Below are 25,168 nucleotides of genomic sequence, written 5' to 3'. Positions count from 1 at the left end.
TTAAAAGAGTACAATTATAGCAATATTTGCCCTAATAGTCTTCCCATTGTCAATAACGAATGCCTGATATCAATAGTTTATCTCAAAGAATTATTTCTGTCAACTCTTTGACATTTGATGATCTTGCACTTGAAATTTTTAGATTTCAATTTAGGCATAACCCTATATACCGATCGTATGTTCAGGCTCTGGGTAAGCAAGAACATGATGTCACCAATATCTACGATATCCCCTTTTTACCAATTGAATTCTTCAAGACCAAAAACGTCAAAACTGGAGAATGGAACACCGATTGTGTTTTTGAAAGCAGCGGTACAACCCAAAGTCAGACCAGCAAGCATTATGTTTTTGACGAGTCTTTTTATCTCCAGAATTGCCTTAGAGGTTTCGAAACTGTTTATGGTTCCGTAAAAGATCATACAATTCTCGCTTTGCTACCCTCATACCTTGAAAGAAGTAACTCTGGACTTATTTCGATGGTAAACTATTTCATCTGCGAAAGTGATAATGATAATTCTGGCTTTTTCCTCAACGAGTGGGAATCCTTGAATAATACCTTGATTTCGTTGAGAGATCAAGAAAAAAAGACACTACTCATTGGAGTAACCTTTGGGTTATTAGACTTCGCTGAGAGATTCCAAATGGAGTATCCAGCATTGACTGTTATGGAAACTGGAGGAATGAAGGGCCGAAGAGAAGAAATGATAAGAGATGATGTTCATTCAGTTTTAAAAAGTGCCTTTGGTGTCGAGAAAGTACATTCTGAGTATGGAATGACTGAGCTTTTTTCTCAAGCATATTCTCACGGGGAGGGTATTTTCTCTCCCAGCCGTACTATGAAGGTAATCTCTAGAGATTTGAATGACCCTCTGGCTTATCCATTTAAAGGCAGAAATGGTGGGTTGAATATTATTGATTTGGCTAATTTCATGACCTGCTCATTTATTGAAACTAAGGACATGGGAGAGGTTTTTGAGAATGGAAACTTTGAGGTAAGAGGGCGAATTGACAATGCTGAACTCCGAGGTTGTAACTTGATGATGATTTAAAATAAAGTCAAAATCAGGTCGTTTCGAGATAGGTTAGCCTGGAATAAGATTATTTTGTTTAGGGTTAATTTTTAACTTTGTTGTATAACTACTCAAATGAATAAGAAGAAAATCATCATTATAGCGCTTGCTGTGGCTTTTTTGGGCATAACTTCTTGTGCACAAAAAATCTGTCCGGCTTATGCCAAGGTTGATAAAAAGGAAGAAAAGAAAGAGAAAAAAGAAGGTCAGTTTTAATTTTAGACCAAATATTTCTTTATATCTTCTGCATCAATGCTTTCACCGCACATGATCACCAACCTTTCCGTTACATTTCGAAGTTCTCGAATGTTACCTGACCAGTCATAGGCTTGCAAAGCCTTTAGCCCATCTGCAGTTACTTCTTTCTTTTTGGTGCCGTATTCGTGCGCTATATCATCTAAAAACTTATCGACTAGTAAAGGGATGTCATCCTTTCGTTCTTTCAAAGGTGGTACTTGAACTAGGATTACGCTCAATCGGTGATAAAGGTCTTCTCGGAAAGTGGCCTCACCAATCTCCTTTTTTAAATCCTTATTTGTTGCTGCTAGTACCCTGACATTAACGTTGATGTCTTTATCACCACCTACTCTTGTGATCTTATGTTCTTGCAGTGCTCGAAGAACTTTTGCCTGAGCTGAAAGGCTCATGTCACCAATTTCATCTAGGAAGAGCGTTCCATCATTGGCTTGTTCAAATTTGCCTATGCGTTGCTTATGAGCAGATGTGAAAGCACCCTTTTCATGTCCGAATAATTCACTTTCAATAAGTTCAGCTGGAATGGCAGCACAGTTAACCTCTATGAAAGGGGCGCTGGAACGATTGCTACGTTCGTGTATTCCCCTTGCAACAAGTTCTTTTCCGCTACCATTTGGTCCTGTAATAAGAACTCTGGCATCAGTAGGACCGACTTTGTCCATCATTTCTTTGACCACAGACAGAGAGTCCGATTCGCCAATCATCTCATAACGCTTGGAGAGTTTCTTTTTGAGAGTTTTCGTCTCCGTGACAAGCGAACTCTTATCCAAAGCATTTTTGACAGTGAGTAAAAGACGGTTTAAGTCCGGGGGTTTTGGTACAAAATCAAAGGCTCCCATTTTGGTGGCGTCTACCGCAGTTTCGATAGTGCCATGTGCCGATATCATGATGAACTGAGTATCAATGCCTGCCATTTGGACGCGCTCTAGTAATTCGATGCCGTCCATTTTGGGCATTTTAACATCACATAGGGCAATATCGTACTTGTTGGCAATCAGCTTATCCAGACCTTCTTGACCATCCTTGGCTTCATCAATTGTGTACTTCTCATATTCGAGAATTTCTCTGAGAGTGCTTCTGATACTCTGTTCGTCATCAATGATTAAGATCTTGGCCATAGAATTTAAGTTTTGTCAATATTAAAAGGTCGTGACATTCTAAACAAATAGTTTGCCACGACCTTTTTAAAAACAAGCCGATAAGCCGGGTTCTGTCATATCTCGACTAATCGAGACGTTCTTATCATTTATCTAGTCGAGACATTGCTGTCAAGATCAATCTGCCTACCCACCTACATTGGGCGGGTACCCTCAAACGTAGGCTTACGTGGCATTTCACCGCATAGAGTTTACCTGATTTCACTACAGCATTACCTGTACATCCTTTCTGTTGCACTAGTCCTTCCCCGACAAGTCGGGGTGACGGCCGTTAGCCGCTATGCTTCCCTATGGTGCCCGGACTTTCCTCCCCGACTTGTCGGGGCGATAAGATGGCTTGCTTGTACAAAGGTATGGTTATTGCAGAAAGGGAATTTGAATTCTCCCCAAAAGTTTGCCTCAACCTGCGGGATTAACAAAAAAATATTGATAACTATTTTGAGGTGAGTGGTATCAAGCTTAAAGAAACTAGATGCAGCCATTATGAAGAAGAACTACTACGGCCTTAGTATGGGATTAATAAGGCAAACCGACAGACCCACCAACCATATCTCAGAGAGCAACTACTTTGTCCATATAATGAAGGACCTTATACAGGAATTTAATAAGATAGGTGCCGATTGCATTTTCTTAAAAAGAGACCTTAGTGAATTAGGAGATTTTATAAATGAGATGGCTGTTGAAGGGTATGTGATTTTTAGCTTTCAAACGGAAGAGTATTTTTCTGATGTATTGAAAAACGCAGAATTGGTCGTTGAAGATTTTGCCATACAACTAGTCGGAGCTGCAAAGACATCCAGAGAAAAAGTTGATAATGCTATTGCGGTAGAAAATTTTAAAATGTGCTTTAAGCCCTATTGTATAGAAAAGGCTGTTCCAGATGACCTATCTAAGCAGAGTGTGGTAGATATAGTCTTAGAAGAACTTAAAGAAGTCATTAGTAGGGGGAGAGGAATCCCCTTGGTGACAAAACCATCAATCGTAAACCTTTTGCTAAATAGGAACTTTAGTGCTAATTGAATAGGGCAGTAAAAGTGTATTGTACTTAATCCTTACTCAGTTCAATTGGGAGATAATCATTTTTTTAATACATTTCGAAAGCTGGCGGAGTTAAACTATTACTCATTTCAATAACTCCGATGAAAAATTCTTTTTTTACCATTAGCATGGGATTCGTCAATAGAGAACCCCATTACACCAAAACCCCAGATCAAAATAATATTTACACCGACATTATGAGAGGCTTAGGGCAAGGACTTTTACGTTCTGGTGCTAAAATTTATCTTCCTTACCCTGTGGAATTGATAAAATCCGAGGAAGAAATATGTGATATAATTGCCCATTCGGGATATTGCATGATGTCTTTCGAAAGGGGAATGTCTAAGTCGCATGTTATTCGGCTTGTAAATTCAATTGTTCGAAGTTACGCATACGAATTAGTCTCTCAATTTGACAATGAATTGAATGAGGATAGCATCCAAGTTTTCGCGGAATGCTTTAAACCATATGTCGTTTCTGTAGATAGCGCCCGTGCTATACCACTGGCAAAGTCAATGAGTCAACTGAATGAAGCTATGCAGAGAGGTAGAAATTTGACATTGGATACCAAGCGATTGTTACTTAAGGTACTTAATTCTACAAAGGCTGTTGCTTGAATATCACTGTTCAAATATACCCTCTAAGGATAGATTTTCGAAGGTATTACCATTTGTGAGTATTGCAAATTCATGACCACAACCTGATTTGTAATAGTCTATTGTTAATTCAAAATCACTTCCAGATACTTCTTGGACTCCTGCCCTAGGCAAGTAAAACCCATCCGCCCAACAGTCTAGTCTGTACTGGGTATACCCATTGTCTTCTATTTTGAATACCTCTCCGCCTTGTTCAGTTATTTTCCAGTCTACATCCACGCGGCTTTCGATGTCTGGGTTTCTTATAGAACCTTCAATCTCCCTAACAACCATTGATCTGGTACCTGAAAAGTCAAAGTCTAATGTACTATCTGTGAACTTTAAGGAAGTTTGAGGGAATGTGATTTCATATTTTTTCTCCTCTGAGTCAACTTCCGAAGTATTAAGAATAGTGAAGTCGCCATTGATTGTAACATTTTCGTATTGATAATCAACTAACTGGACAGATATTAGATTGCCAGTTCTATCAAATGAATCATCGTATGCTACTATCATATCTCCTGCTCTCAAAATGTCAATGGCATCTACACAAGAGTTGAGCTTAAGTGTCAATCGATTATTGTCAGCATCTATTTCTCTAGCGCAGTTTCCCCGAAGTGAAAATATGTTATAATCAATATGGGTGTCTATAGTTCCTCCAGGGTCCTGAAGATCCAGATTGATCATTGCATTTAATACAATACTCTCCAGATCGTTGACGATCAGTTCCATTATCAGGGCTTTTCGGGCCTGCTCGATATAGGGAATGTTTTGCTCGCCTTTTGGTTCAGAGCTGTCATCGCACGAATGGCTGAAAAAGACAATGGTCAGTAAACATATGAGGCCTTTAATCCATTGAGATAATCTTCGATGCATAATGGTGTGTGGTGGTTGACTTTAAAGTCAACGTAATCCTAAGACTGTTTCTTATGTATCCTAAGTGGTTTGATCCGAGCTTAGTAGTAGAATAGACGACCTTTAATGCCGTTTTTGTTAATCTCCAATGCGGGTGCTGGTAAACGAATCATATCAGCCATGAATAGCAGAGCTTTCAACCATTTTTTGTCAGTTTTGATGTAGGATAGGTCGAAATCGATTCCAAAATAGTATTGTCTGAAATTCTCAAACCCAGCTATTCTGTTTTGATTATCTCTGGCAAAGACCATGTTTTGAGCACCATAACCAAGTGCCAGATTGATCCATTTCGGAAAACGGCTTTCCTTGGCAAAAGAGTGTATATCAAAAGAGACCCAGTAGGTTTGGCCGTTGTAGTCTTTCAACAATTCTTCCAAAAGACCACTCCCAAGGATTTCGGGTCTTTGGCCCGCCAAGCTGGTTTCATGGAAGCTCCACTTCATCTTGATGCGCTGTTCATTCCAAGCTCTTTGTTGTAAGAAGAAAAGTCCGGACCCGGCAGCATTAGCAATCACATCTCCATAAGAGAAACCGAAATCGGGAGAGAATCCATCTAAGATCTCCACCGGAAGTAAAAGCAAGGTGCTTAGTGTGCTGCTCCAAGCGATTGCTTTGTGATCTGACAATCGGGTATTCTTGAGTAAGGCATAGTTGACTCTAGAAAAATTGTATGTAGTGAAGGTATGTCCAAATTTGTCCACCTGCTTCCATTCGGCATTGTCATTGAAGAATTTGAATTTGTCAAGACCCTGTTCTTTGTACCAAGCTTGGCTCAGCACAATCATAGACGCACCATAGCCAATACCACCGTAAAGGGCTATTTTTTTAAGTCTATTATCGGGTAATGTGTCCTGCCCGTAAGATGAAAGAGCGTGCCCGAATAGTAAAGCCAGGCACAATAGCATGGATCGCATATCGCAAGATAATTAATCTACTTACCTAATGCCTTTTTATAGGTGTCTATTGCCCTTGATCTTGCAAACTTATGGCCAACAATGGGAGTAGGGTAATCTTTAGTGTCATACTCAGGGATCCACTGTTTAATGTATTTCAGCTCACGATCAAACTTTTCAGTCTGAGAGGTCGGGTTGAATACACGAAAGTAGGGTTGGGCATCCGTTCCTGTACCTGCGGCCCACTGCCAACCTCCATTATTAGAGGCTAGATCGAAATCTAGAAGTTTTTTCGCAAAATAGGCTTCACCCCATCGCCAGTCAATCAAGAGATGTTTTGTTAGAAAGCTGGCTACTATCATACGGACACGATTGTGCATATAACCAGTCTGATTCAACTGCCTCATTCCGGCATCTACAATCGGGTACCCAGTCAAGCCATCACACCACTTCTGAAAGCCTTCTTCATCCTGTCTCCAGGAAATCTCATCGTATTGTGGCTTGAATGCATTGTTAACCACATGCTGATTGTTAGCTAAGATCATGGCATAGAAGTCTCTCCAGATGAGCTCATTCAAGAAGGTACTGTTCAGCGTTTTTGCTGTCAAGGCTAAGCTTCTGATGCTTATGGTGCCAAACCGAAGATGAACCCCTAGTTTAGAGGTAGCATCAAGGGCCGGAAAGTCCCTTTGCTGGTCATATTTTCTTATCGCTACATTATCAAGATCAGGACTAGGGGTGTCAATTGAAGATTTCTCGAACCCCATTTCATGTAGGGGTATTATTTTGTCCACTCCTGGGTGCCAATTTTGTTCTTTAAGTGCATCTCCTTGAAGAGTGGGAGGATTGTGGTCAAACTTACTACGCCAGACCCGACTGTAAGGAGTGAAGACCTTATAGAAACTGCCGGTGCCTGATACAATTTCTTCCTTTTCGTAAATCACATGATCCTTGAAAGTATAAAAGCCGATTCCTTTAGTTTTTAGGAACTCTTCAATTTCATTGTCTCTTTCATGAGCATAAGGTTCGTAATCTCGATTTGTAAATACTGAGACTATTTTAAACTCTGAGGCAAGTGCCTTGAAAGCTTCTAAGGGTCCTGAATGTAAAGACTTAATGCCAGACCCGATTTGAGCCAACTTATCATTCATTTGATTCAATTGTCCATGAATGAAGCTGACTCGAGCATCGTCCTTGTCTTCTAGTTTATCCAGAATATTCTTGTCGAAGATGAAGATTGGTAGTACACTTAAGTTTTCCTTCAGTGCATAACTCAGTGCAGTATTGTCGTAAAAACGGAGGTCTCTCCTAAACCAGAAGATATTGATTTTTGACATTCTCGGTAGTAATTCAAGTTCCTAACCGAAAAGTCTGCCATTAGTTTCCACTTTCGGCTTCAGAACTTTCCTTTTTTGCCGTTTCCTTTCGTTTCTTTCGTTTCTTGTTCACCCCAGAAAAGAATTCCCTAAAACTGTTGAAGCTGGTAGTTTGAGTAATACTGGCCCCTGTAGTGTTGGTAGTGGCCCCTTGTTGATTCGCAAGGTTGGCGATGTCATAGTTATTTCGCGAATAGACTTTGACCTTATATCTACCATCGTCCGTCAACAGGTACTCTGCAGTCCAATCTCCGGCTATACTGTTGACGTCAACGAGGTTTGTCAAACCGCCTTCTCGCGTGATCCTGAGTCTTCCATCCAAGAAAGTGTATGAAAGCCTTAGCCTAAAAGTATTAAAGGCTTCCTGATCTAAGTCTGCCAAATCGAGGTCAACTTCAAGATTTTCATCAAGTTGTGCGATGAGCTGGCTAAACTGGTTAGACAGAAACTGACTTACATTTTGTGTGGTCGTTCTTCCTCCAATGGTGATGCCGCCTTGGTCAGAAAACCTGTTAAGTACAATGAGACTTAATACTTGGCGGTTAAGTTCTTGTTCATCGCTTAGGAGTCTATTTTTAAAGGCATCAATTGCCACCTGATTCTCTTGTCCTTGAATTTGACTAAAGTCAATATCAAAGTCAATTGTAGGCGATAACATTGGGCCTTCTAGGGAAAGCAAGACTTTTGTTGGGAACCTTCTATTTACACCCGTATTACCACTTTCACCGGCAGGGGCGGCAAAACCGGTCTGCTCTAAAATAGGCTGGAGAGAAGTGTTCTGAGAGAATGATGCGTTCAAATCTAAAACTCCTGTATATGGATCGCCATACCAGGTAATAGTGCTAGGCTGCTCAATGTCAAACTCCTTGGTTATGATGTTATACAGGGAGAAATTGTATCCACCTTCTACTATATTCAGGCCGCCAGTCATTGTAAAATCCCCTTGCGGATCGATTTGCAGTCTGAGCTGACCATTGCCTCTTCCACGAATTATATCTCCAGATTTAGGGTCTATGATTATCTCTACATAGGCATCTGGAGTGACGCCAATATCCAGATCCAAGTTGAGTCCCTCGATTCTGATTTTGTTTACCTCATCTTCTTTAATCTCAACAGTGTTATCTACAGATGTTGTATCAGTGCGATCTATGAAAGTTATGTAATCAGGGTTCTCGCTTTCATCAAACCCCTCGCTTATGGGAACGAAGAGGCGAGTTTCTCCGGCCGTTTGCACATTAGCCGCAATGGTGAGGTTCGATGCTTCTCCTGTCAGTTCAACTGTCCCAGTTGCATATGCGGTTCCATAATATGGTTCTCCAATCGTGTCGATCGTGTTGAGTACTTGAAACTCGTTCAAGTCACCTTTAAGGTTTAGTCTGAAGTCACGAAATGAGCTGTGTGCTATGGTGCCATTGAAGTCTGCCTGACTTCCAATTTCATCTTCAAAACCCATGTCTGATAGTTCAATAAGGTTCTTTTTAAAAGACACCTCACCATTGAAATCATACTTTGTGTTGAGGTAATTTATCTTCATCTGGGCATCTTTCAAATTACCAGTTCCAGTGATTACCGGGTTTAAAGTAGTGCCTGAAACTTGATATTGACCGTTCAGAAAACCACCCAGTTCAGTAAAATACTCTTCTACAAAGGGTTCGGCAATCCGAAGGTTGGCATCATTCAATTGAAGATCGAGCTTCAGTTGTTCGGTGGCGTTAGAAGGAGAGAAGTCTCCTTGCAATGAGATGATTTGCTTGTCCAGTCGTTTGACAGTAAAACCTAAGTCGAACTTCCTTCTGAGGTCATTCCAATTCAGATTTCCTTTCAAATCGCCCACCAAGAAGTTGTTAACTCTCAAATCGTCCAGCTGAAATTTGCCAAAGAGTAGTGGATTGAAGTAGATGTCTTGGGCAGATAGATTGCCCGACAGATTGCCGGTATATGTTTTGGAGGTAAGAGGGTTGACATTGGCTACAGAAACGTCCTCGAATATAATGCCGAGTTTTTTAGTGCTATCTTTTGTAACAGCCACTTCACCATCAAAACTGATCGACTGGTCTGAGTTATACACACTAAGTTTTTTGATGTCGATTCGTCTTTCGCCAAATATTACCCGGTTCTCATCCTGTATTTTCCATTGCTCATTAAGGGCCTGCAGTGTCGAATTATTTTTAAACCTTAGTACCGTGCTATCTGGATAAAAATCAATATCTGCACCAAGTTTGGCAAAATTACCTGTGCTCTCTTGCTCCACGCTCTGTTCAATATCAATGTGTGGGCCATCCCAATTAGCAGTGATTTCAAGTGACTGAGTCTCGGCAGTATTGGCATAACGCTGTCTCTCTGAGCTTAAATATCCACCAGTGTATACTTTGGAAGCATCTCTCAGATCTGTGGAATTGATAGCGATTGTGTTTTTATAGAACCAAATATTGGCCCATTTAACCGTATCAGAATTAGCCGAAACGCTCAAGTTTGTGTTTTGCTCGTTTGTAAATCGGCCTTGTACATTGGAATGCTCAGAAACATATAGTGATGTATCAAAGAGTTGAAGTATGGGGCTTATATCTCTTAAATCAGCTCGATAGGCAATGTTGAAGGGTGTCTCGCTGGTCTTGTTTTTTGCTAAAAACTCGTCAACCTCCTGAAGCCTGCTTGAGAAAATCAGCCTATATTCTTCATTGATGGTTTGTAACTCATCAAGTAGATTGGTGAATTCGAATTGACCATCTAATTGGATATCAAATTGATTTTCTGAGGCAAATCGCACTTTTCTTCCATTGATGTCTCTCTGAGAATCGAAGAGTAGTGAATCAAAGACAATGTCATTCTCTTGGTACTTGAAATAAGTATCATTCAATCCAAGATTTCCTAAAATGCTATCTAGTTTTATACCCGTAATGTCAATGTCGAAATTACTGGCTATGGTTACATCTTCATTGATAATATTCAATGCTTGTAGTTGCGCTGTATCTAACTCTCCTTTAATTTTGAAGATTTGCTTTTGATCTCTAAGGTCAACCGACCCTCTTGCTCCAAGACTAATATTAGGGTCTTTAATTGCGAGATTTCCTTTAAAGAATGACTGTGCAAAAGTCCCATCAGTCACGATGTTGGTATAATCATAACCATTGATGCCAACTCTTGGAATGTCTGCCTTTAGTCTAAAATAGGCATCTTCAATAGTGAAGCCGCTTCCTTTAATTGTGCCGTTCATGTCAACAGTCTGAAAGATACTGTCGCCTGTGAAGAGTCCCAGGTCAAAGTCATTCATGCTAAGGCCTCCGTCATACGTAGCTAGTTCGCCTGGTACTGGCTCTATATTAGTATTGGAAGAAAACGACCCAATTTCTGTATCAAAACTACCGTCAGCCACAAAATCATTCACATAACCTGTGAAGTTGCCACTAAGCTGAACCATTCCGAGTTTGCTGGTTATGTCATAGGCCCTTTGACCTATGTATTCCTGAAAGTCATTGGCATGGATGGTAGAATTGTTTAGGGTCACAGAAAAGTCTGTCGTTTCGATATTTGGTAGTCCCTCTAGCTCAATCGAACCACGCAATGCGGTGTTTTCTCCAAACTGGAGTTCAAAATCATCTGAAAAGAAGTCGCTGACATTACCCTGAAAGAAGCCATCGATTTTGACTAATTCGTTGTGTTTTTTGAATTCAGGAACAAAATAACTTAGCTCATCCGTATGTAGTCTGGTATCATCAAAATTGGCCCGAATGTCAATGCTGTCCAAGAAGTAGCCCATATCACTTGGGCGGTTCATACCAAAAACAACCTCATCTGTAATCCGCGACTTGCCAATTTTCAAGTCCAAATCGTAGAAGGCCATCTCTCGCCATGAGTTCCTAAAGAAGGTTTTGAGCTCATCAATTTGAAACCCAGAGGCACTATCCCTTGCCGTTAGATATTTGATATCTATTTGAAAAGTGTCTGCTACGGCTTTTAAATTCAGTAAGTCAGCATTTAGATCGACTAGTTGAAAATGATTGTAGTCAAAGCCTGTTTTTACACTATCCCGGTTACGATCCGAAATACTAAACTTTGATTCTATGAGAGTGATCTCGTCAATGGTGAAAGCGGCTGGTTGAACCGGGCCGTTCGTAGGTTCTGCTGCAAGCAACTCACCCAGTTTAATTACCCAGTCATCAATGTTGAGTCTTCTGCTCGTTTCATCTCTTAGATTCACTTCCGCACCCTTAACCCATGCTTGGCCGGTTTCAAAGTTTTGCTTACCGATGAGGTCTCTCAATTTAAAGGTGAGCACCATTTCATCGATACCGATCATTTTGACATCATTCAAGTCATAAATGATGGTACCATCCACTGAAACGGCATTGAACCATTTTATATTGATGTAATCAATCTCCGTCTTATAGCCAGTACCTTCTGTAAGATATGTTGTGATCCGACCACTGATATAATTTTGGACTGGCGGTAGGTGTATCAGGAGCGCAACCAGCGCTAGTAAAATGAAAGGAGTAAGGACAAGCCAAAGAATTGATTTAACAATTCGTTTTTTAATAACTTGCGATCTTTTAATTTTCTCTTTCAATGCCTTCCTCCGAAATCAAAATCTTAGCCATAGAATCCTCTTGTGATGAAACATCTGCGGCTATCGCAGTCAATGGCAAAGTACTTAATAATATAATCGCAACGCAATCGGTACACGAAAATTATGGGGGTGTAGTACCTGAATTGGCAAGCCGCGCACACCAGCAAAATATTGTTCCTGTTGTAGATGAAGCACTCAAAAATGCTGCCATCTCTAAAGATGACTTATCAGCCATAGCTTTTACACGAGGGCCAGGACTTATGGGAGCTTTGTTGGTAGGTACCTCTTTTGCCAAATCAATGGCACTTGCGCTTAATGTTCCTCTAATTGAAGTGAACCATATGCAAGCCCATATTTTGGCTCACTTTATCGAAGACCCGAAACCGAATTTCCCATTCTTATGTCTTACGGTAAGTGGAGGTCATACCCAAATTGTTCTGGTCGAGGACTTTCTAAAAATGGAAGTGATAGGAGAAACCAAAGACGATGCAGTAGGTGAGGCTTTTGATAAAACGGCAAAAATGCTGGGTTTGGGCTATCCTGGAGGTCCGATTTTGGATAAAATGGCTCAAAAGGGAGATCCACTCAAGTTCAAGTTTCCAGAAACGGAGATGCCCGGTCTAAGCTATTCTTTTAGTGGTATTAAAACTGCTGTTTTATACTTTCTGCGTGATGAACTCAAGAAGAATGAAGACTTTATTAAAGAGAATATGAATGATATTTGCGCCAGCGTTCAGCATACTCTGATTCAGATGTTAATGCAAAAACTCAGAAAGGCTTCCAGACAATATAAGATTAAAGAGATTGCCATTGCTGGCGGTGTTTCTGCCAATAGTGGATTAAGGAACACTTTGCATACCATGGCGGAGCAGGAGCGATGGAATGTATATATACCTTCATTTGAATATTGCACGGATAATGCCGGAATGATTGCAATGGCTGCTCATTTCAAGTATTTGCAGAAAGAGTTTGTAGACCAGAGTGTGAGTGCCTTACCTAGAATGAAGTTCTAAATGAAAGAGCAGGTTAGAGTTGGTGATGTCAAATCACATCAGTTTAAAGTGACAAAGGACCATTTAGCAACTTTTCAGGCTGGCCCTGTTCATCCCGTTTGCAGCACTTTTGTATTAGGTAGAGAAATGGAATGGGCAAGTCGGCTTTTTGTGCTTGATATATGTGAGCCCCATGAAGAAGGTGTTGGCACTATGCTTCATATAGAGCACAAATCTCCAGCATTCGTTGGCGATAATGTTAGTCTCAAAGCGAAGGTGATACAGTTTGAAAAGAATGAATTGATTTGTGAAATAGAAGTGACTTGTGATGACCGACTTGTTGCCCTTGGAAAAACTGGGCAGAAAATAATGTCAAGAGAAAAGATCACTCAAATTTTCACTAGTTTAGGAAGATAGATGGCGAAGGATAAGCAACGATTTGCGAGAACGGTAAATATCAAGAATAGGAGGGCGAGCTATGAGTTCGAATTTCTTGATAAGTATGTTGCTGGAATGCAATTGATGGGAACAGAGATTAAGTCCATCAGAGAGAGTTTGGTAAATATGCAAGATGCCTTTTGCTACTTTCAGGGAAACGAGCTGTTTGTAAAACAGCTTCACATAGCGCCTTATGCACAAGGAACTCACTATAATCATGAGAGCGATCGTGAAAGAAAACTCTTAATGAATAAAAGGGAACTGAGTAAACTTAGGGAAAAGTCGAAAGAGAAAGGTCTGTCTATCATTCCAACCCGACTTTTCATAACCGATCGTGGGTTTGCCAAGCTTGAAATTATCCTGGGCAAAGGCAAGAAATTGCATGACAAACGAGATTCCATAAAGGAGAAGGATTTAAAAAGAGATCTGGAACGAATCAATTATTAATAGATGCAAATAGGAGATCATGGTGTAGTGAGATTGAGTATTGTTCCGATGCGAGCAGATCAGTCTGATGCATCAGAAATGATTTCTCAATTGTTGTTCGGAGAGCACTACCGTGTTCTTGAGGTTTCCGAAGACAATTCTTGGGTGAAAGTGGAAAACGCTTTTGATAGCTATCAAGGTTGGATTGATGTAAAGCAGCATCACTCAATCTCATCAGAATATTTCGAGCAAATAGAGAGCAGTGAGTATAAGATTTGTACTGAACTGCTGAGTAAAATTCTCTTTAACCATCAAGTCAGTTTCATTACCTGCGGAGCGATACTCCCATTGCTCAATAATCCAATTTTCAAGGAAGAGGGAAATGTTGTTTTTAATGGGAACGCGAAAAGTGTTCATCAAAAAGTAGGAGCTACCGCATTGATCAGCACAGCTAAGATGTACCTGAATACTCCTTATTTATGGGGAGGACGATCACCTTTCGGAATAGACTGTTCAGGTTTCTCTCAAGTGGTTTTCAGGATGTCGGGCTACAGGTTGCCTAGAGACTCCTCGCAGCAAATTATGAAAGGTGAGGAGATAAAATTTGATGAACATGAACCGGGAGATTTGGCATTTTTCACAAATAAGGAAGGCAAGATGAATCATGTCGGTATTTTGATAGGCGAAGGGGAGGTTATACATGCCTCAGGACAAGTACGGATTGATCAAATTGATAAGAAGGGTGTGTTTAATCGAGAGCAAAACCGATATACCCATCATTTATTTAAAATTAAGCGAGTGTTAAAGTGATTCATGAGACGTGTTCTGGTCCTAAATCAAGATTATAGCCCATTGTCTGTTTGTTCTGCGGAGAGAGCTTTCCTCTTGATTTACTTAGATAAGGCTGAACTCGTGCATGGTGACCCAGAGCTCAAGATTAGGTCCATCAATTCTAGTTATCCGACACCCTCTGTCATAAGACTTCAGAAATACATTTATATACCTTTTAAAACAGTGATGCTCTCGCGTCAAAATATATTTAAACGAGATGCCCATCAATGTCAGTATTGCGGAAATACCAAAGACCTGACGCTTGATCATGTAATTCCCAAGTCAAGAGGAGGAGGGTCTAACTGGGCTAATTTGGCAACGGCTTGTAAACGTTGCAACTCTATTAAAGGAGACAAGACTCCTGAAGAAGCTGAAATGCCCCTTTCACAAAAGCCATTTAAGCCATCTTATATAATGTTTGTGCGCAACTTCAGTGGCTTTACTTCTGATGACTGGTTACAGTACTTGAGTTTGAATTGATCAGGAGCAGTAATTTGCTTTTCCGGGTATTCAAATAAAAAATAAATTCTTACCTTTGCAGTCCGTTTCAAACGAGGCGGCTTTTTGTAACAAGTACAAGGAGTTTTTATAACCAAAAATTCCCCAATGTGTGCCCTGCATATTGAAGGAAGTAATCACAGGGCAATATTATCATGTCAGAAGAAAAAAAAGCACCTGAAGCAGTAGAGGAAACTGTAGTTGCTCAGGAAACTCAAGAGACACCAGTCGTTGAGGAAAAAGTAGAGGAAACTGTAGTTGCTCAGGAAACTCAAGAGACACCAGTCGTTGAGGAAAAAGTAGAGGCAACTGAGGTTGCTGAAGAAACTCCAGCAGTAGAAGAGAAACCAAAAGCCAAAAAAGCACCAGCAAAAAAGGCTGCTAAAAAAGAGGCTGAACCAGCTCAAGAAGAATTTGATTGGGAAGCTTTTGAGACCAAAGGTTTCGGAGAAGGTTACTCTAACAAAGAGAGAGAAGATTTAGAAGCACTTTATGGTGACACACTAAATACTATCGAGGAGAAAAAAGTAATCCACGGTACAGTTGTATCGATTACTCCTAGAGATATTGTATTGAACATCGGCTACAAGTCTGATGGTTTAGTAAGTTCTTCAGAATTCAGAGATACACCAGATTTGAAAATCGGTGATCAAATCGAAGTTTACATTGAAGAGCAAGAAAACGCGCAAGGACAGCTAGTGCTTTCAAGAAGAAAGGCGAAGATTGTTCGTGCATGGGAATTGATCCAAGATGCTAGTGAAAATGATAAGGTAATCGAAGGCTTCGTAAAAAGAAGAACTAAAGGTGGTCTTATTGTTGACGTTTACGGTGTTGAGTCATTCTTGCCAGGTTCACAAATTGATGTGAAGCCAATCAGAGACTTTGATGTCTTTGTAGGTAAGAAAATGGAAGTGAAAGTTGTGAAAATCAACTACAGCAATGACAACGTAGTAGTATCACATAAAGTACTGATCGAGAAAGATCTTGAGAAACAAAAAGCACTTATCCTTGAAAACCTTGAGAAAGGACAAGTATTGGAAGGTGTGATCAAGAACATGACCAACTTCGGTGTATTCATCGACCTAGGTGGTGTTGATGGTCTATTGCACATCACTGATATCTCTTGGGGTAGAATCAACGACCCAGCTGAGGTGTTGAACCTTGACGAGAAAGTGAATGTAGTAGTACTTGACTTTGATGATGATAAGAGAAGAATTTCTCTTGGTATGAAGCAATTGACTGAGCACCCATGGGATCAGTTAGATGCTGCTATTGAAGTAGGTTCTAAAGTGAAAGGTTCTATTGTGAATGTTGCTGATTACGGTGCATTCCTTGAGCTTAACGCAGGCGTTGAAGGTTTAATTCACGTTTCTGAAATGTCTTGGTCTCAGCACTTGAGAAATCCACAAGACTTCATTAGCGTAGGAGATGAGCTTGAAGCAGTTGTGTTAACACTTGACAGAGACGAAAGAAAAATGTCTCTTGGTATCAAGCAATTGACTGAAGATCCTTGGACTAAGCAAGATGTATTAACTAAGTACGGTGTTGGTACTAACCACACAGGTATTGTAAGAAACCTAACCAACTTTGGCTTGTTCATCGAGCTTGAAGAAGGTATTGATGGTTTGGTACACGTTTCTGATCTTTCTTGGACTAAGAAAATCAAGCACCCATCAGAATTTGTGAAGGTTGGTGATGAGCTTGAAGTACAAGTACTTGAGTTAGACATCGACAACAAGCGTTTAGCACTAGGTCATAAGCAGTTAGAAGAGAATCCTTGGGATACTTTCGAGACTGTATTTACGCCAGGTTCCGCTCACAAGACAACTGTAATTTCTAAAAACGATAAGGGTGCTTCTCTAGAATTACCTTATGGACTTGAAGGAATTGCTACCAACAAGAACTTGAAGAAAGAAGATGGTTCTAACGTTGAAGTAGGTGAGACGCTAGATTTCGTTGTTGTTGAGTTCTCTAAGGACGACAAGCGAATCGTTATGTCACACACTTATACGCATACTGCTCCTGAAAAACCTGCGGCTCCTGTAAGAAAGGCACCGTCTGGTGGTTCTGCTAAGGCAAAAGCGAAACTGAAGAACAATGATGCTGAAGTTTCTACTTTAGGAGATCTTGATGCACTATCTGCTTTGAAGGCTGAAATGGAAGACAATACCAAGAAGGCTAACGAGAAGAAAGCTGCTGACAAGAAGAAAGCAGATGCAAAAGCAACTAAGGCTAAGAAAGAAGAGGCTCCTAAAGAGGAAGCTCCTGAAGCCGATGCTGCTGAAGAAGCAACTGAAGAGTAAGGTTTAATATATTTCAAAAAGCATCCTGTGAAAACAGGGTGCTTTTTTTATTACTTAATTGTTGAAAAATTGGTGCGCCTGACGATTATTGATAAATTTGCGCACTGAATTACTAGCGCTGTGGCCGAGTGGTCCCGATAGACCGGGAAGCACTGCAAAAGATGTGATCATCTGTATTGCAAAGAGAAAAACGAAAGCCACATCGTTTAAAATTATGGCGCTGTGGCCGAGTGGCTAGGCAGAGCTCTGCAAAAGCTCGTACAGCGGTTCGAATCCGCTCAGCGCCTCTCCAAAGCTCCGATTTATCGGGGCTTTTTGCATTTTGATAAGCGGATGAGAACCGCTCGGTTCGAAAGCGATTTTAAGAGCTTCGCGAGGGGTATGTGCGGCATGCCTTGCGGGTATGAGCAATTCCTGCCTTTGGCAGACGCTCAGCGCCTCTCCAAAGCCCCGATAAATCGGGGCTTTTTTTGTTATTATGTATTTCAGTAATTAACTGTCAAAGGACTTGGTCTTCGAGGGAGAAAAATAATGACAATCTTCTCCTAATTGTTATTGCAAAAGTTGCGGTTTTAACAGCCTAAATTGTAGTTCAAACCAGACGATTGAAAATGGTTGCGTTCTTTCCTCAGAACTTCATTATTTATAACGATTCTAAATAAAATATTTGGAATTATTTGAAACATAAAATATTGAAATACAGCTTGTTGAATATACTTTTTGATTGGTTTCAAGGCCTGAAAAGGGCCTGAATTTTAGTTTGAATTACGAGCTTCCGATGCTACCTTTGCCGCTACATTTTCAACATTGAGTTAATCTGTGATTAAAAATACATTTTACATGGTAGCGAAAACAACCATTGTCCGATTTGCGACAGCATGCTTATTTGTATGCTGTTTTCTTTTTTCTGGAGCAAATCTTTTTGCTCAAAGAGATGCAGTACCCACTGATGAGGCTATCATCAAAGCAGGTGCCGGATTATTTGAAGAATATCAGTGCAATACTTGTCATACAGTCGACCGAAAGCTTGTGGGTCCAGCACTTGGAGGTGTTTATGATAGAAGAGAATTGGAGTGGATTTACTCTTGGGTAAAGAACTCTGGTCTAATGATTGAAAATGGAGATCAGCAGGCAGTTGCTCTATTTAATGAGTTCAACAAGGTGCCAATGGCTCCTTATGATCTGGATAACGATCAAATCCTGTCTATCCTCGCTTATGTGAGAAATGTAGAAGAGAATCCTGTTGAAGTAGTTGTAGACCCTGCCGGAGGTGGCGATGGTGCGGTGGCTCAAGAAGGCGGTGTTCCAGCACAATATCTCAATGTAATGGTTGGAGTCCTTGTTTTCGTACTTCTTGTTATTCTCATTGTTCTGGGATTAATCATCAGTGTCCTTAGAAGAATAGCTGCCGATAAGAAGGATCTTGATGAAGATGATGAAGATGTAATTAACGAGAAGTTCAGTCTATCTGCCTTTGTTAAGAGTCCAACAGTAATAGGTATTATCACTTTCTTAGTGATTGTCTTAGCAGCAAAAAATGTAATTGATGGTCTCTACACAGTTGGTGTGCAGCAAGGCTACGCTCCGGAGCAACCAATTGCATTCTCTCATAAACTTCATGCTGGCGATTATGAAATTGCTTGTCAGTATTGTCACACAGGCGTTGAGATTGGGAAATCTGCAAACATTCCTTCTGTGAATATTTGTATGAATTGCCATAATTTCTTGAAAACTGATTCGCCAGAAATTCAAAAACTTTATGCTGCACAAGAGTCTGGGCAGCCTATTGAGTGGGTTCGAATTCACAACCTGCCAGACTTAGCCTATTTCAATCACTCACAACATGTGAAGGTGGGTGAAATAGAGTGCCAAACTTGTCACGGTGAAATTCAAGAAATGGAAGTTGTAAAGCAGCACGCTCCTTTAACAATGGGCTGGTGTATCGACTGTCATAGAAATACGGACATTAACTCACAAGGCAATGGTTACTACGACAAGCTTGTAGAGCTACACAATAAGAGTTCGAATACGCCAATGAAAGTGGCTGATATCGGTGGTTTGGAATGTGCTAAGTGCCACTATTAATTGAATACACGATTTCTGATTGATATACAATGAAAGAAAATCAAAAAACATACTGGAAAGGAATTGAGCAGTTAACAAACGATTCTGAGTTTGTTAAAAAGAACGAAGGTGAATTTCCAGAATATCTTCCTGTAAGTGATCAGGACGGTAATAGCAACAGAAGAGATTTCTTAAAGCTAATGGGTTTCGGTATCGCTGCCGCTTCTTTAGCTGCATGTGAGGCTCCTGTTAGAAAAGCTATTCCTTACTTGAACAAGCCAGTTGACGTTGATCCGTCTGTGCCTAACTATTACGCATCTACCTATGTAAATGGTGGAGATGCTGTAAGTATTGTTGTAAAGACAAGAGAGGGGCGCCCTATCAAAGTTGAGGGTAACAAGTATAGTTCAATCGGTCAGGGTGGTACAAATGCTCAAGTTGAAGCGTCTGTTCTTTCTCTTTATGATAAAGAGCGTCTTGCAGGTCCCTCTAAGGACGGTGCTGAGGCTGACTGGGAAACTGTGGATAGAGAGATTACTGCTCAACTAAATGATATTGCTTCTAAAGGAGGGCAGATCAGAATTGTTAGCCAGTCTGTATTGAGTCCGACTACTAAAAGAGCTGTAGGTGAATTTGCTGCTAAGTTCCCAACAACACAGCACGTGACTTACGATGCTGCATCAGCATACGGAATTTCAGAGGCACACAGAAGATCTTTCGGTGAAGCAATGATTCCATCTTATGATTTCAGCAAAGCTCATACTATTGTAAGTGTAGGTGCTGATTTCCTAGGTACTTGGATTTCGCCAATCGAGTTTACTAAGCAATACAGTAAGACAAGAAAAATTAACGATCATCACAGAGAGATGTCTCGTCATTATCAGTTTGAGTCAAACTTGTCATTGACAGGTTCGAACGCTGATTATAGAACACCAATCAAACCATCACAAGTTGGACCTTTAGTAGTAGCCATGTATAACGGTATTGCTGCCAAAGCAGGTCAGGCAACTGTAAGTGGTGGAGCTGCTGTTGATCATGCTACTGAGGCAATCAATGAGTTATGGGCTAATAGAGGTAAGTCACTTGTGGTTTGTGGTTCTAATGATCCAATGGTTCAGGTATTGATTAACGGAATCAATAGCATGTTGGGCAACTATGGAACTACTCTAGATGCTAATGTACCAGTACACTATCGTCAAGGTAATGATCAGGCAATGAGTAATCTAGTGAAAGAAATGAACAGCGGATCTGTTTCTGCGGTCATTTTCTTTAACTGTAACCCTGCTTACGATTCAGCTGAAGGCGCAGCATTAAGTGCTTCTATCTCTAAAGTTGGCTTGACAGTTTCTACATCGGATAGAATGGACGAGACTGCTTCTGTTGTGAAGTATGTGGCGCCTGATCACCACTACCTAGAGCAGTGGAACGATGCAGAACTTAGAGAAGGACATTATAGTTTGGTTCAACCGACTATATCTCCAATATTCAAAACAAGACAAGCACCTGAGTCATTCTTGAAATGGGCAGGTCAGGATGTAGAATACTATACTTACCTACAGAATAACTGGAGAGAAAACTTCTTCGGTAAGCAAACAGACACTTCAAGTTTCCAAACTTTCTGGGATAAAGCACTTTATGATGGTGTATTCGAGACTGGAGGAAGCAACAGAAGCCTAAGCTTAGATACCGCAGCAGCTAGTGCAGCGGCTACAAGCATCGCTCAGAATTATAAAGTGGGCGCAGGAGGTTTTGAGCTTTCACTTTACCAAAAAATAGGATTAGGAGATGGTTCTCAGGCCAACAACCCTTGGTTGCAAGAAATGTCTGATCCAATCACTAAAGCTACTTGGGATAACTACTTGACAATGTCAATTGCTGATGCCAACGAAATGGGCATCACTTTGAAAGAAGGTGAAACGCAATTAGTTGATTTGACAGTAGGTGGAACCACAGTTAAGATTCCTGTTCTAGTTCAGCCAGGCCAGGCCAATGGTACATTGGGTATGGCAGTGGGTTACGGAAGAACAAAAGCTGGTAGAGTAGGAGATAACCTAGGAGTAGATGCCTATCCAATGATGACTAAGCTCAATGGAGCTAATGTTATGGATGTGTTTGCTGGTGTTAGTGTTACGGCTACGGGCGAGAGCTACAGAATTGCTCAAACTCAGACGCACCAAACGTATATGGGGCGTGAGAATGTAATTCAGGAAGCTACGCTTTCAGAGTATAAAGAAGATGCAGGTGCTGGAAGATGGCATCCAAAAATTTATAAGGAAGGTAAGTATATCAAACCTTCAAAGATCACCTTGTGGAAAGGTCACGAATACTCTAACCACCACTGGGCGATGACTATCGACATGAATTCTTGTACTGGATGTTCGGCTTGTACCGTTGCATGTCAGGCAGAAAACAACATCCCTGTTGTAGGAAAAGAGGAAGTGTTGAACAGAAGAGAAATGGCATGGATTAGAATTGACAGATACTATTCTGCAGCTAATCCGGCAGGAAGTAAGAAGGAGCTGGAAAATGCAGCTGAAAATCCTGAAGTTACTTTCCAGCCGATGATGTGTCAGCATTGTAATAATGCACCTTGTGAAACTGTATGTCCTGTTGCAGCGACAACTCACAGTTCAGAAGGATTGAATCAGATGACCTACAACAGATGTATTGGTACTAGATATTGTGCTAACAACTGTCCTTACAAAGTAAGAAGGTTCAACTGGTTCAAATACCACGACAATACACAGTTCGACATGAACTCATCAATGAACAACGATTTGGGTAAAATGGTATTGAACCCAGACGTAACCGTTCGTGCAAGAGGTGTAATGGAGAAATGTACAATGTGTGTACAGCGTATCCAAGCTGGTAAACTTACTGCGAAACGTGAAGGTAGAAGACCTGTTGATGGTGAAATCAGCATAGCTTGTGCTTCTGCTTGTCCTTCAGATGCAATCACATTCGGAGATTTGAATGATACTAATTCGAAAATCTCTCAAATGTTACAGATTGAGGATAAGAAGGATGGCGAAGGCGCTACCGAGCGAGTGGTCAATGAAGAGCGTGCTTACCACGTGTTAGAAGAGATTAATGTCAACCCTAACATTTGGTACATGACCAAGATCAGAAACAAACAAAAAACTGAAGCTTAATTTATAAACCGAAAGAATATGCAGGTTACTTCACCCGTAAGAAAACCTTTAATCACAGGCGGTAAGACCGTTCATGATGTTACTGAAGACATCTGTCGCCAGGTTGAAGCTAAGCCTTCAAAACTGTGGTTGATGGCCTTCGGAATTTCCGTGGTTACATTAGCCATAGGCTTCCTTGCTGTTGCTGCTACCCTTTGGGAAGGCATTGGTATGTGGGGTCTAAACAAAACAGTAGGCTGGGCATGGGATATCACCAACTTCGTATGGTGGGTAGGTATTGGTCACGCAGGAACACTTATTTCTGCAGTACTGTTGCTTTTCCGTCAAAAGTGGAGAATGGCAATTAACAGAGCATCTGAGGCGATGACTATCTTCGCTGTAATATGTGCCGCTATGTTCCCTGTACTTCACATGGGTAGACCATGGTTAGGAGCTTACTGGGCACTTCCATTACCAAATACCTTCGGTTCGTTGTGGGTAAACTTTAACTCTCCATTATTATGGGACGTTTTTGCCATCTCAACTTACTTCTCAGTATCTCTTGTATTCTGGTACCTCGGTTTAGTGCCTGATTTTGCAACAATTAGAGATAGAGCAACAGGTATTAGAAAGAAAATTTATGGTGCACTTTCTCTAGGATGGGATGGCGCTGCCAGAACTTGGTCTAGATACGAGTCAGTTTCTCTTATTCTAGCAGGTTTAGCAACACCACTTGTACTTTCAGTACACACAATCGTATCCTTTGACTTTGCAACTTCAGTTATTCCTGGATGGCACACCACTATCTTCCCTCCATACTTTGTGGCAGGAGCGATTTTCTCAGGTTTTGCCATGGTACTAACACTAATGATAGTTACCAGACAGGTATTTAAACTTCACGACTATATCACAATCGAGCATATTGAATTGATGAACATTGTAATCATTGTTACAGGTTCTATCGTGGGTATCGCTTATATCACAGAGTTCTTTATCGCTTGGTATTCAGGCGTGCCAGCTGAGCAATATGCTTTCTTTAATAGAATGCAAGGGCCTTACTGGTGGGCTTACTGGTCAATGATGACATGTAATGTGATCTCGCCACAACTGTTCTGGTCTAAGAAAATTAGAACCAGTATTGCTGCTACGTTCATCATTTCAATCATTGTGAACATCGGTATGTGGTTCGAGAGATTCGTAATTATTGTGACTTCGCTTCACAGAGATTACTTGCCATCTTCATGGGCGATGTTCTACCCAACAGTTTATGACATGGGAGTTTACTTGTTCACCTTCGGATTATTCTTCACAGCGTTCTTCTTGTTCGCGAAGTTCTTCCCAGTGATCAATATGGCTGAAGTGAAGAGTATTGTTAAATCATCATCAGAAAAAACGGCTTAATCATGAGTGATTCTAAAGACTTTATCCTAGGTGTTTACGATGACGAAGATGTACTGCTTAGCGCAGTAGGTAAGATTCGTGGTGCCGGAATCAAAATAGACGAAGTATATAGCCCATTTCCAGTTCACGGACTAGATGATGAGCTAGGTTATAAAAAATCGAGACTACCTATTGCGGCATTTATGTTCGGGATTTTAGGTACGACCCTCGCTTTAACAATGCAAATCTGGATGTTAGGTATCGACTGGCCAATGATCATTGGTGGTAAGAACCACGTAGCATTGCCAGATTTTGTGCCTGTGACTTTTGAGCTTACAGTACTTCTTGCGGCTTTCGGTATGGTAGGTACCTTCTTGGTATCTAGTGACCTCAAGCCTTGGAAAGACCCTAAGTTGTTAGATATCAGAATTACTGATGACAAGCATATTATGGCAATTGACCTAGGTCAGAATAAAGCTGTAGATGCTGAGAAAATTGGTAGCGCACTGAAAGATTCGGGTGCTGTTGAAGTGAATGATAAAAAAGTTGAAGAATAAGCTGACTAACGTTATGATGCATAAATTAAAAGCTTTTGTTCCCCTTGCACTTGTAGTACTTATCAGTGCTTGTACTGCCAAAGGTGACAACCCTGGTTTAGAATACGCTCCACAGATGTATCACTCTATACCTTACGAGCCACTAACTCAAATCACAGATAAGGAGAGTGGTCAATGGTTGAGTAATAGAGAAGATGGACTAGGTGAGTTTTATAATTCTAACCCAAACAATCCTTATTCACAAAATGTAAGAAGACCAGTTGCAGGAACAGTGAGAAGGACGAGTAATAACATATTGCCTTATAGATTGGAGAAGGATCAGTTGGCCGAGGCTGCATTGATTGAAAACCCATTCCCAGCAAGTCCTGAAATACAGGCTGAAGGCAAGAGGTTATATACTGAATATTGCCAGCACTGCCATGGTGCAGATGGTAAAGGCCAAGGTAAAGTAGGCGTGGTATATGCAGGTGTACCTTCTTATTCAGCTCCAAACAAGAAAGATTTACCTCAAGGACACATCTTTCACGTGATTACTCACGGATATAATCGTATGTGGCCTCATGCTTCACAAATCAGTGAAGAGAGACGTTGGAAAATCGCAAGGTATGTTCAACAATTACAGCAACAGTAACAGATAAATTTTTT

General features: G+C 40.8%; 20 protein-coding genes, 1 tRNA gene and 1 other RNA gene. 16 read left to right on the top strand and 6 right to left on the bottom strand.

Annotation, left to right across the window (positions count from 1 at the left end; genetic code table 11):
- The first annotated feature begins 59 nt into the window (after positions 1-59).
- Together J4E76_RS08545 and J4E76_RS08540 are read left to right on the top strand one after the other, a co-directional pair.
- Positions 60-1,049: an acyl transferase gene (locus tag J4E76_RS08545; RefSeq protein WP_208503117.1), complete on the top strand. Its 990-nt coding sequence runs from the start codon at positions 60-62 to the stop codon at positions 1,047-1,049.
- Positions 1,050-1,145: 96 nt separating this feature from the next.
- On the top strand, positions 1,146-1,286 hold the full coding sequence (locus J4E76_RS08540; RefSeq protein WP_208503115.1) for a hypothetical protein: 141 nt from the start codon (positions 1,146-1,148) through the stop codon (positions 1,284-1,286).
- 2 nt (positions 1,287-1,288) lie between these two features.
- Here the strand turns inward: J4E76_RS08540 and J4E76_RS08535 are convergent, their stop codons facing one another.
- Positions 1,289-2,443, bottom strand: coding sequence for a sigma-54 dependent transcriptional regulator (locus tag J4E76_RS08535; RefSeq protein WP_208503113.1), 1,155 nt, complete (start codon positions 2,441-2,443; stop codon positions 1,289-1,291).
- Positions 2,444-2,508: 65 nt separating this feature from the next.
- An RNA gene (gene rnpB, locus J4E76_RS08530) (RNase P RNA component class A) lies at positions 2,509-2,826 on the bottom strand.
- 139 nt (positions 2,827-2,965) lie between these two features.
- On the opposite strand from rnpB, the gene J4E76_RS08525 reads away from it, so the two are divergent.
- A complete protein-coding gene (locus J4E76_RS08525; RefSeq protein WP_208503111.1) occupies positions 2,966-3,502 on the top strand; it encodes a hypothetical protein in 537 nt (178 codons plus the stop codon).
- 119 nt (positions 3,503-3,621) lie between these two features.
- On the top strand, positions 3,622-4,137 hold the full coding sequence (locus J4E76_RS08520; RefSeq protein ID WP_208503110.1) for a hypothetical protein: 516 nt from the start codon (positions 3,622-3,624) through the stop codon (positions 4,135-4,137).
- Positions 4,138-4,140: 3 nt separating this feature from the next.
- Here the strand turns inward: J4E76_RS08520 and J4E76_RS08515 are convergent, their stop codons facing one another.
- The 4 genes from J4E76_RS08515 to J4E76_RS08500 form a co-directional block, all read right to left on the bottom strand.
- Entirely contained in the window at positions 4,141-5,031 is an 891-nt protein-coding gene (locus tag J4E76_RS08515) for a hypothetical protein (protein WP_208503108.1), read from the bottom strand.
- An 80-nt stretch (positions 5,032-5,111) separates the two neighbouring features.
- Complete coding sequence (locus J4E76_RS08510) at positions 5,112-5,984, bottom strand: DUF2279 domain-containing protein (RefSeq protein WP_208503106.1); 873 nt, start codon at positions 5,982-5,984, stop codon at positions 5,112-5,114.
- Positions 5,985-6,001: 17 nt separating this feature from the next.
- Positions 6,002-7,300 (bottom strand): deoxyribodipyrimidine photo-lyase, encoded by a 1,299-nt coding sequence (locus tag J4E76_RS08505; RefSeq protein ID WP_208503104.1) that lies wholly within the window; start codon positions 7,298-7,300, stop codon positions 6,002-6,004.
- Between the two features lie 40 nt (positions 7,301-7,340).
- On the bottom strand, positions 7,341-11,903 hold the full coding sequence (locus tag J4E76_RS08500) for a translocation/assembly module TamB domain-containing protein (RefSeq protein ID WP_208503102.1): 4,563 nt from the start codon (positions 11,901-11,903) through the stop codon (positions 7,341-7,343).
- Between J4E76_RS08500 and tsaD the strand changes: the two genes are divergently transcribed.
- The 12 genes from tsaD (at position 11,903) to J4E76_RS08440 (ending at position 25,154) form a co-directional block, all read left to right on the top strand.
- Positions 11,903-12,916, top strand: coding sequence for a tRNA (adenosine(37)-N6)-threonylcarbamoyltransferase complex transferase subunit TsaD (tsaD, locus tag J4E76_RS08495; protein ID WP_208503100.1), 1,014 nt, complete (start codon positions 11,903-11,905; stop codon positions 12,914-12,916). The two genes, J4E76_RS08500 and tsaD, sit on opposite strands and share 1 nt — an antisense overlap.
- Positions 12,917-13,312 (top strand): thioesterase family protein, encoded by a 396-nt coding sequence (locus J4E76_RS08490; RefSeq protein ID WP_208503097.1) that lies wholly within the window; start codon positions 12,917-12,919, stop codon positions 13,310-13,312.
- The gene (smpB, locus tag J4E76_RS08485; RefSeq protein ID WP_208503094.1) at positions 13,313-13,780 is read left to right on the top strand and encodes an SsrA-binding protein SmpB; all 468 of its coding nucleotides are present in this window, start codon (positions 13,313-13,315) and stop codon (positions 13,778-13,780) included. It abuts the gene before it with no gap.
- A 3-nt stretch (positions 13,781-13,783) separates the two neighbouring features.
- Complete coding sequence (locus J4E76_RS08480; protein ID WP_208503092.1) at positions 13,784-14,569, top strand: C40 family peptidase; 786 nt, start codon at positions 13,784-13,786, stop codon at positions 14,567-14,569.
- Positions 14,570-14,572: 3 nt separating this feature from the next.
- Positions 14,573-15,070: an HNH endonuclease gene (locus tag J4E76_RS08475; RefSeq protein ID WP_208503090.1), complete on the top strand. Its 498-nt coding sequence runs from the start codon at positions 14,573-14,575 to the stop codon at positions 15,068-15,070.
- 173 nt (positions 15,071-15,243) lie between these two features.
- Entirely contained in the window at positions 15,244-17,391 is a 2,148-nt protein-coding gene (gene rpsA / locus J4E76_RS08470; RefSeq protein WP_236017346.1) for a 30S ribosomal protein S1, read from the top strand.
- Positions 17,392-17,607: 216 nt separating this feature from the next.
- A tRNA-Cys gene (locus J4E76_RS08465) sits at positions 17,608-17,678 on the top strand.
- Positions 17,679-18,231: 553 nt separating this feature from the next.
- Positions 18,232-19,476 (top strand): c-type cytochrome, encoded by a 1,245-nt coding sequence (locus J4E76_RS08460; RefSeq protein WP_208503088.1) that lies wholly within the window; start codon positions 18,232-18,234, stop codon positions 19,474-19,476.
- A 29-nt stretch (positions 19,477-19,505) separates the two neighbouring features.
- Positions 19,506-22,607 carry a TAT-variant-translocated molybdopterin oxidoreductase gene (locus J4E76_RS08455; RefSeq protein ID WP_208503087.1) on the top strand — a complete coding sequence of 1,034 codons (3,102 nt, stop codon included), beginning with the start codon at positions 19,506-19,508 and terminating at the stop codon, positions 22,605-22,607.
- An 18-nt stretch (positions 22,608-22,625) separates the two neighbouring features.
- Positions 22,626-23,987: an NrfD/PsrC family molybdoenzyme membrane anchor subunit gene (gene nrfD, locus J4E76_RS08450; protein ID WP_208503085.1), complete on the top strand. Its 1,362-nt coding sequence runs from the start codon at positions 22,626-22,628 to the stop codon at positions 23,985-23,987.
- A 2-nt stretch (positions 23,988-23,989) separates the two neighbouring features.
- On the top strand, positions 23,990-24,523 hold the full coding sequence (locus J4E76_RS08445; protein ID WP_208503084.1) for a DUF3341 domain-containing protein: 534 nt from the start codon (positions 23,990-23,992) through the stop codon (positions 24,521-24,523).
- Between the two features lie 16 nt (positions 24,524-24,539).
- Positions 24,540-25,154: a cytochrome c gene (locus tag J4E76_RS08440; RefSeq protein ID WP_236017345.1), complete on the top strand. Its 615-nt coding sequence runs from the start codon at positions 24,540-24,542 to the stop codon at positions 25,152-25,154.
- The last annotated feature ends 14 nt before the right edge of the window (positions 25,155-25,168 follow it).

This window comes from Roseivirga sp. E12 (assembly GCF_017592825.1).
Taxonomy (GTDB): Bacteria; Bacteroidota; Bacteroidia; order Cytophagales; family Cyclobacteriaceae; genus Roseivirga.
The sequence above is the reverse complement of the archived record's forward strand: the minus strand, read 5'-3'. Positions and strand labels throughout refer to the sequence as shown.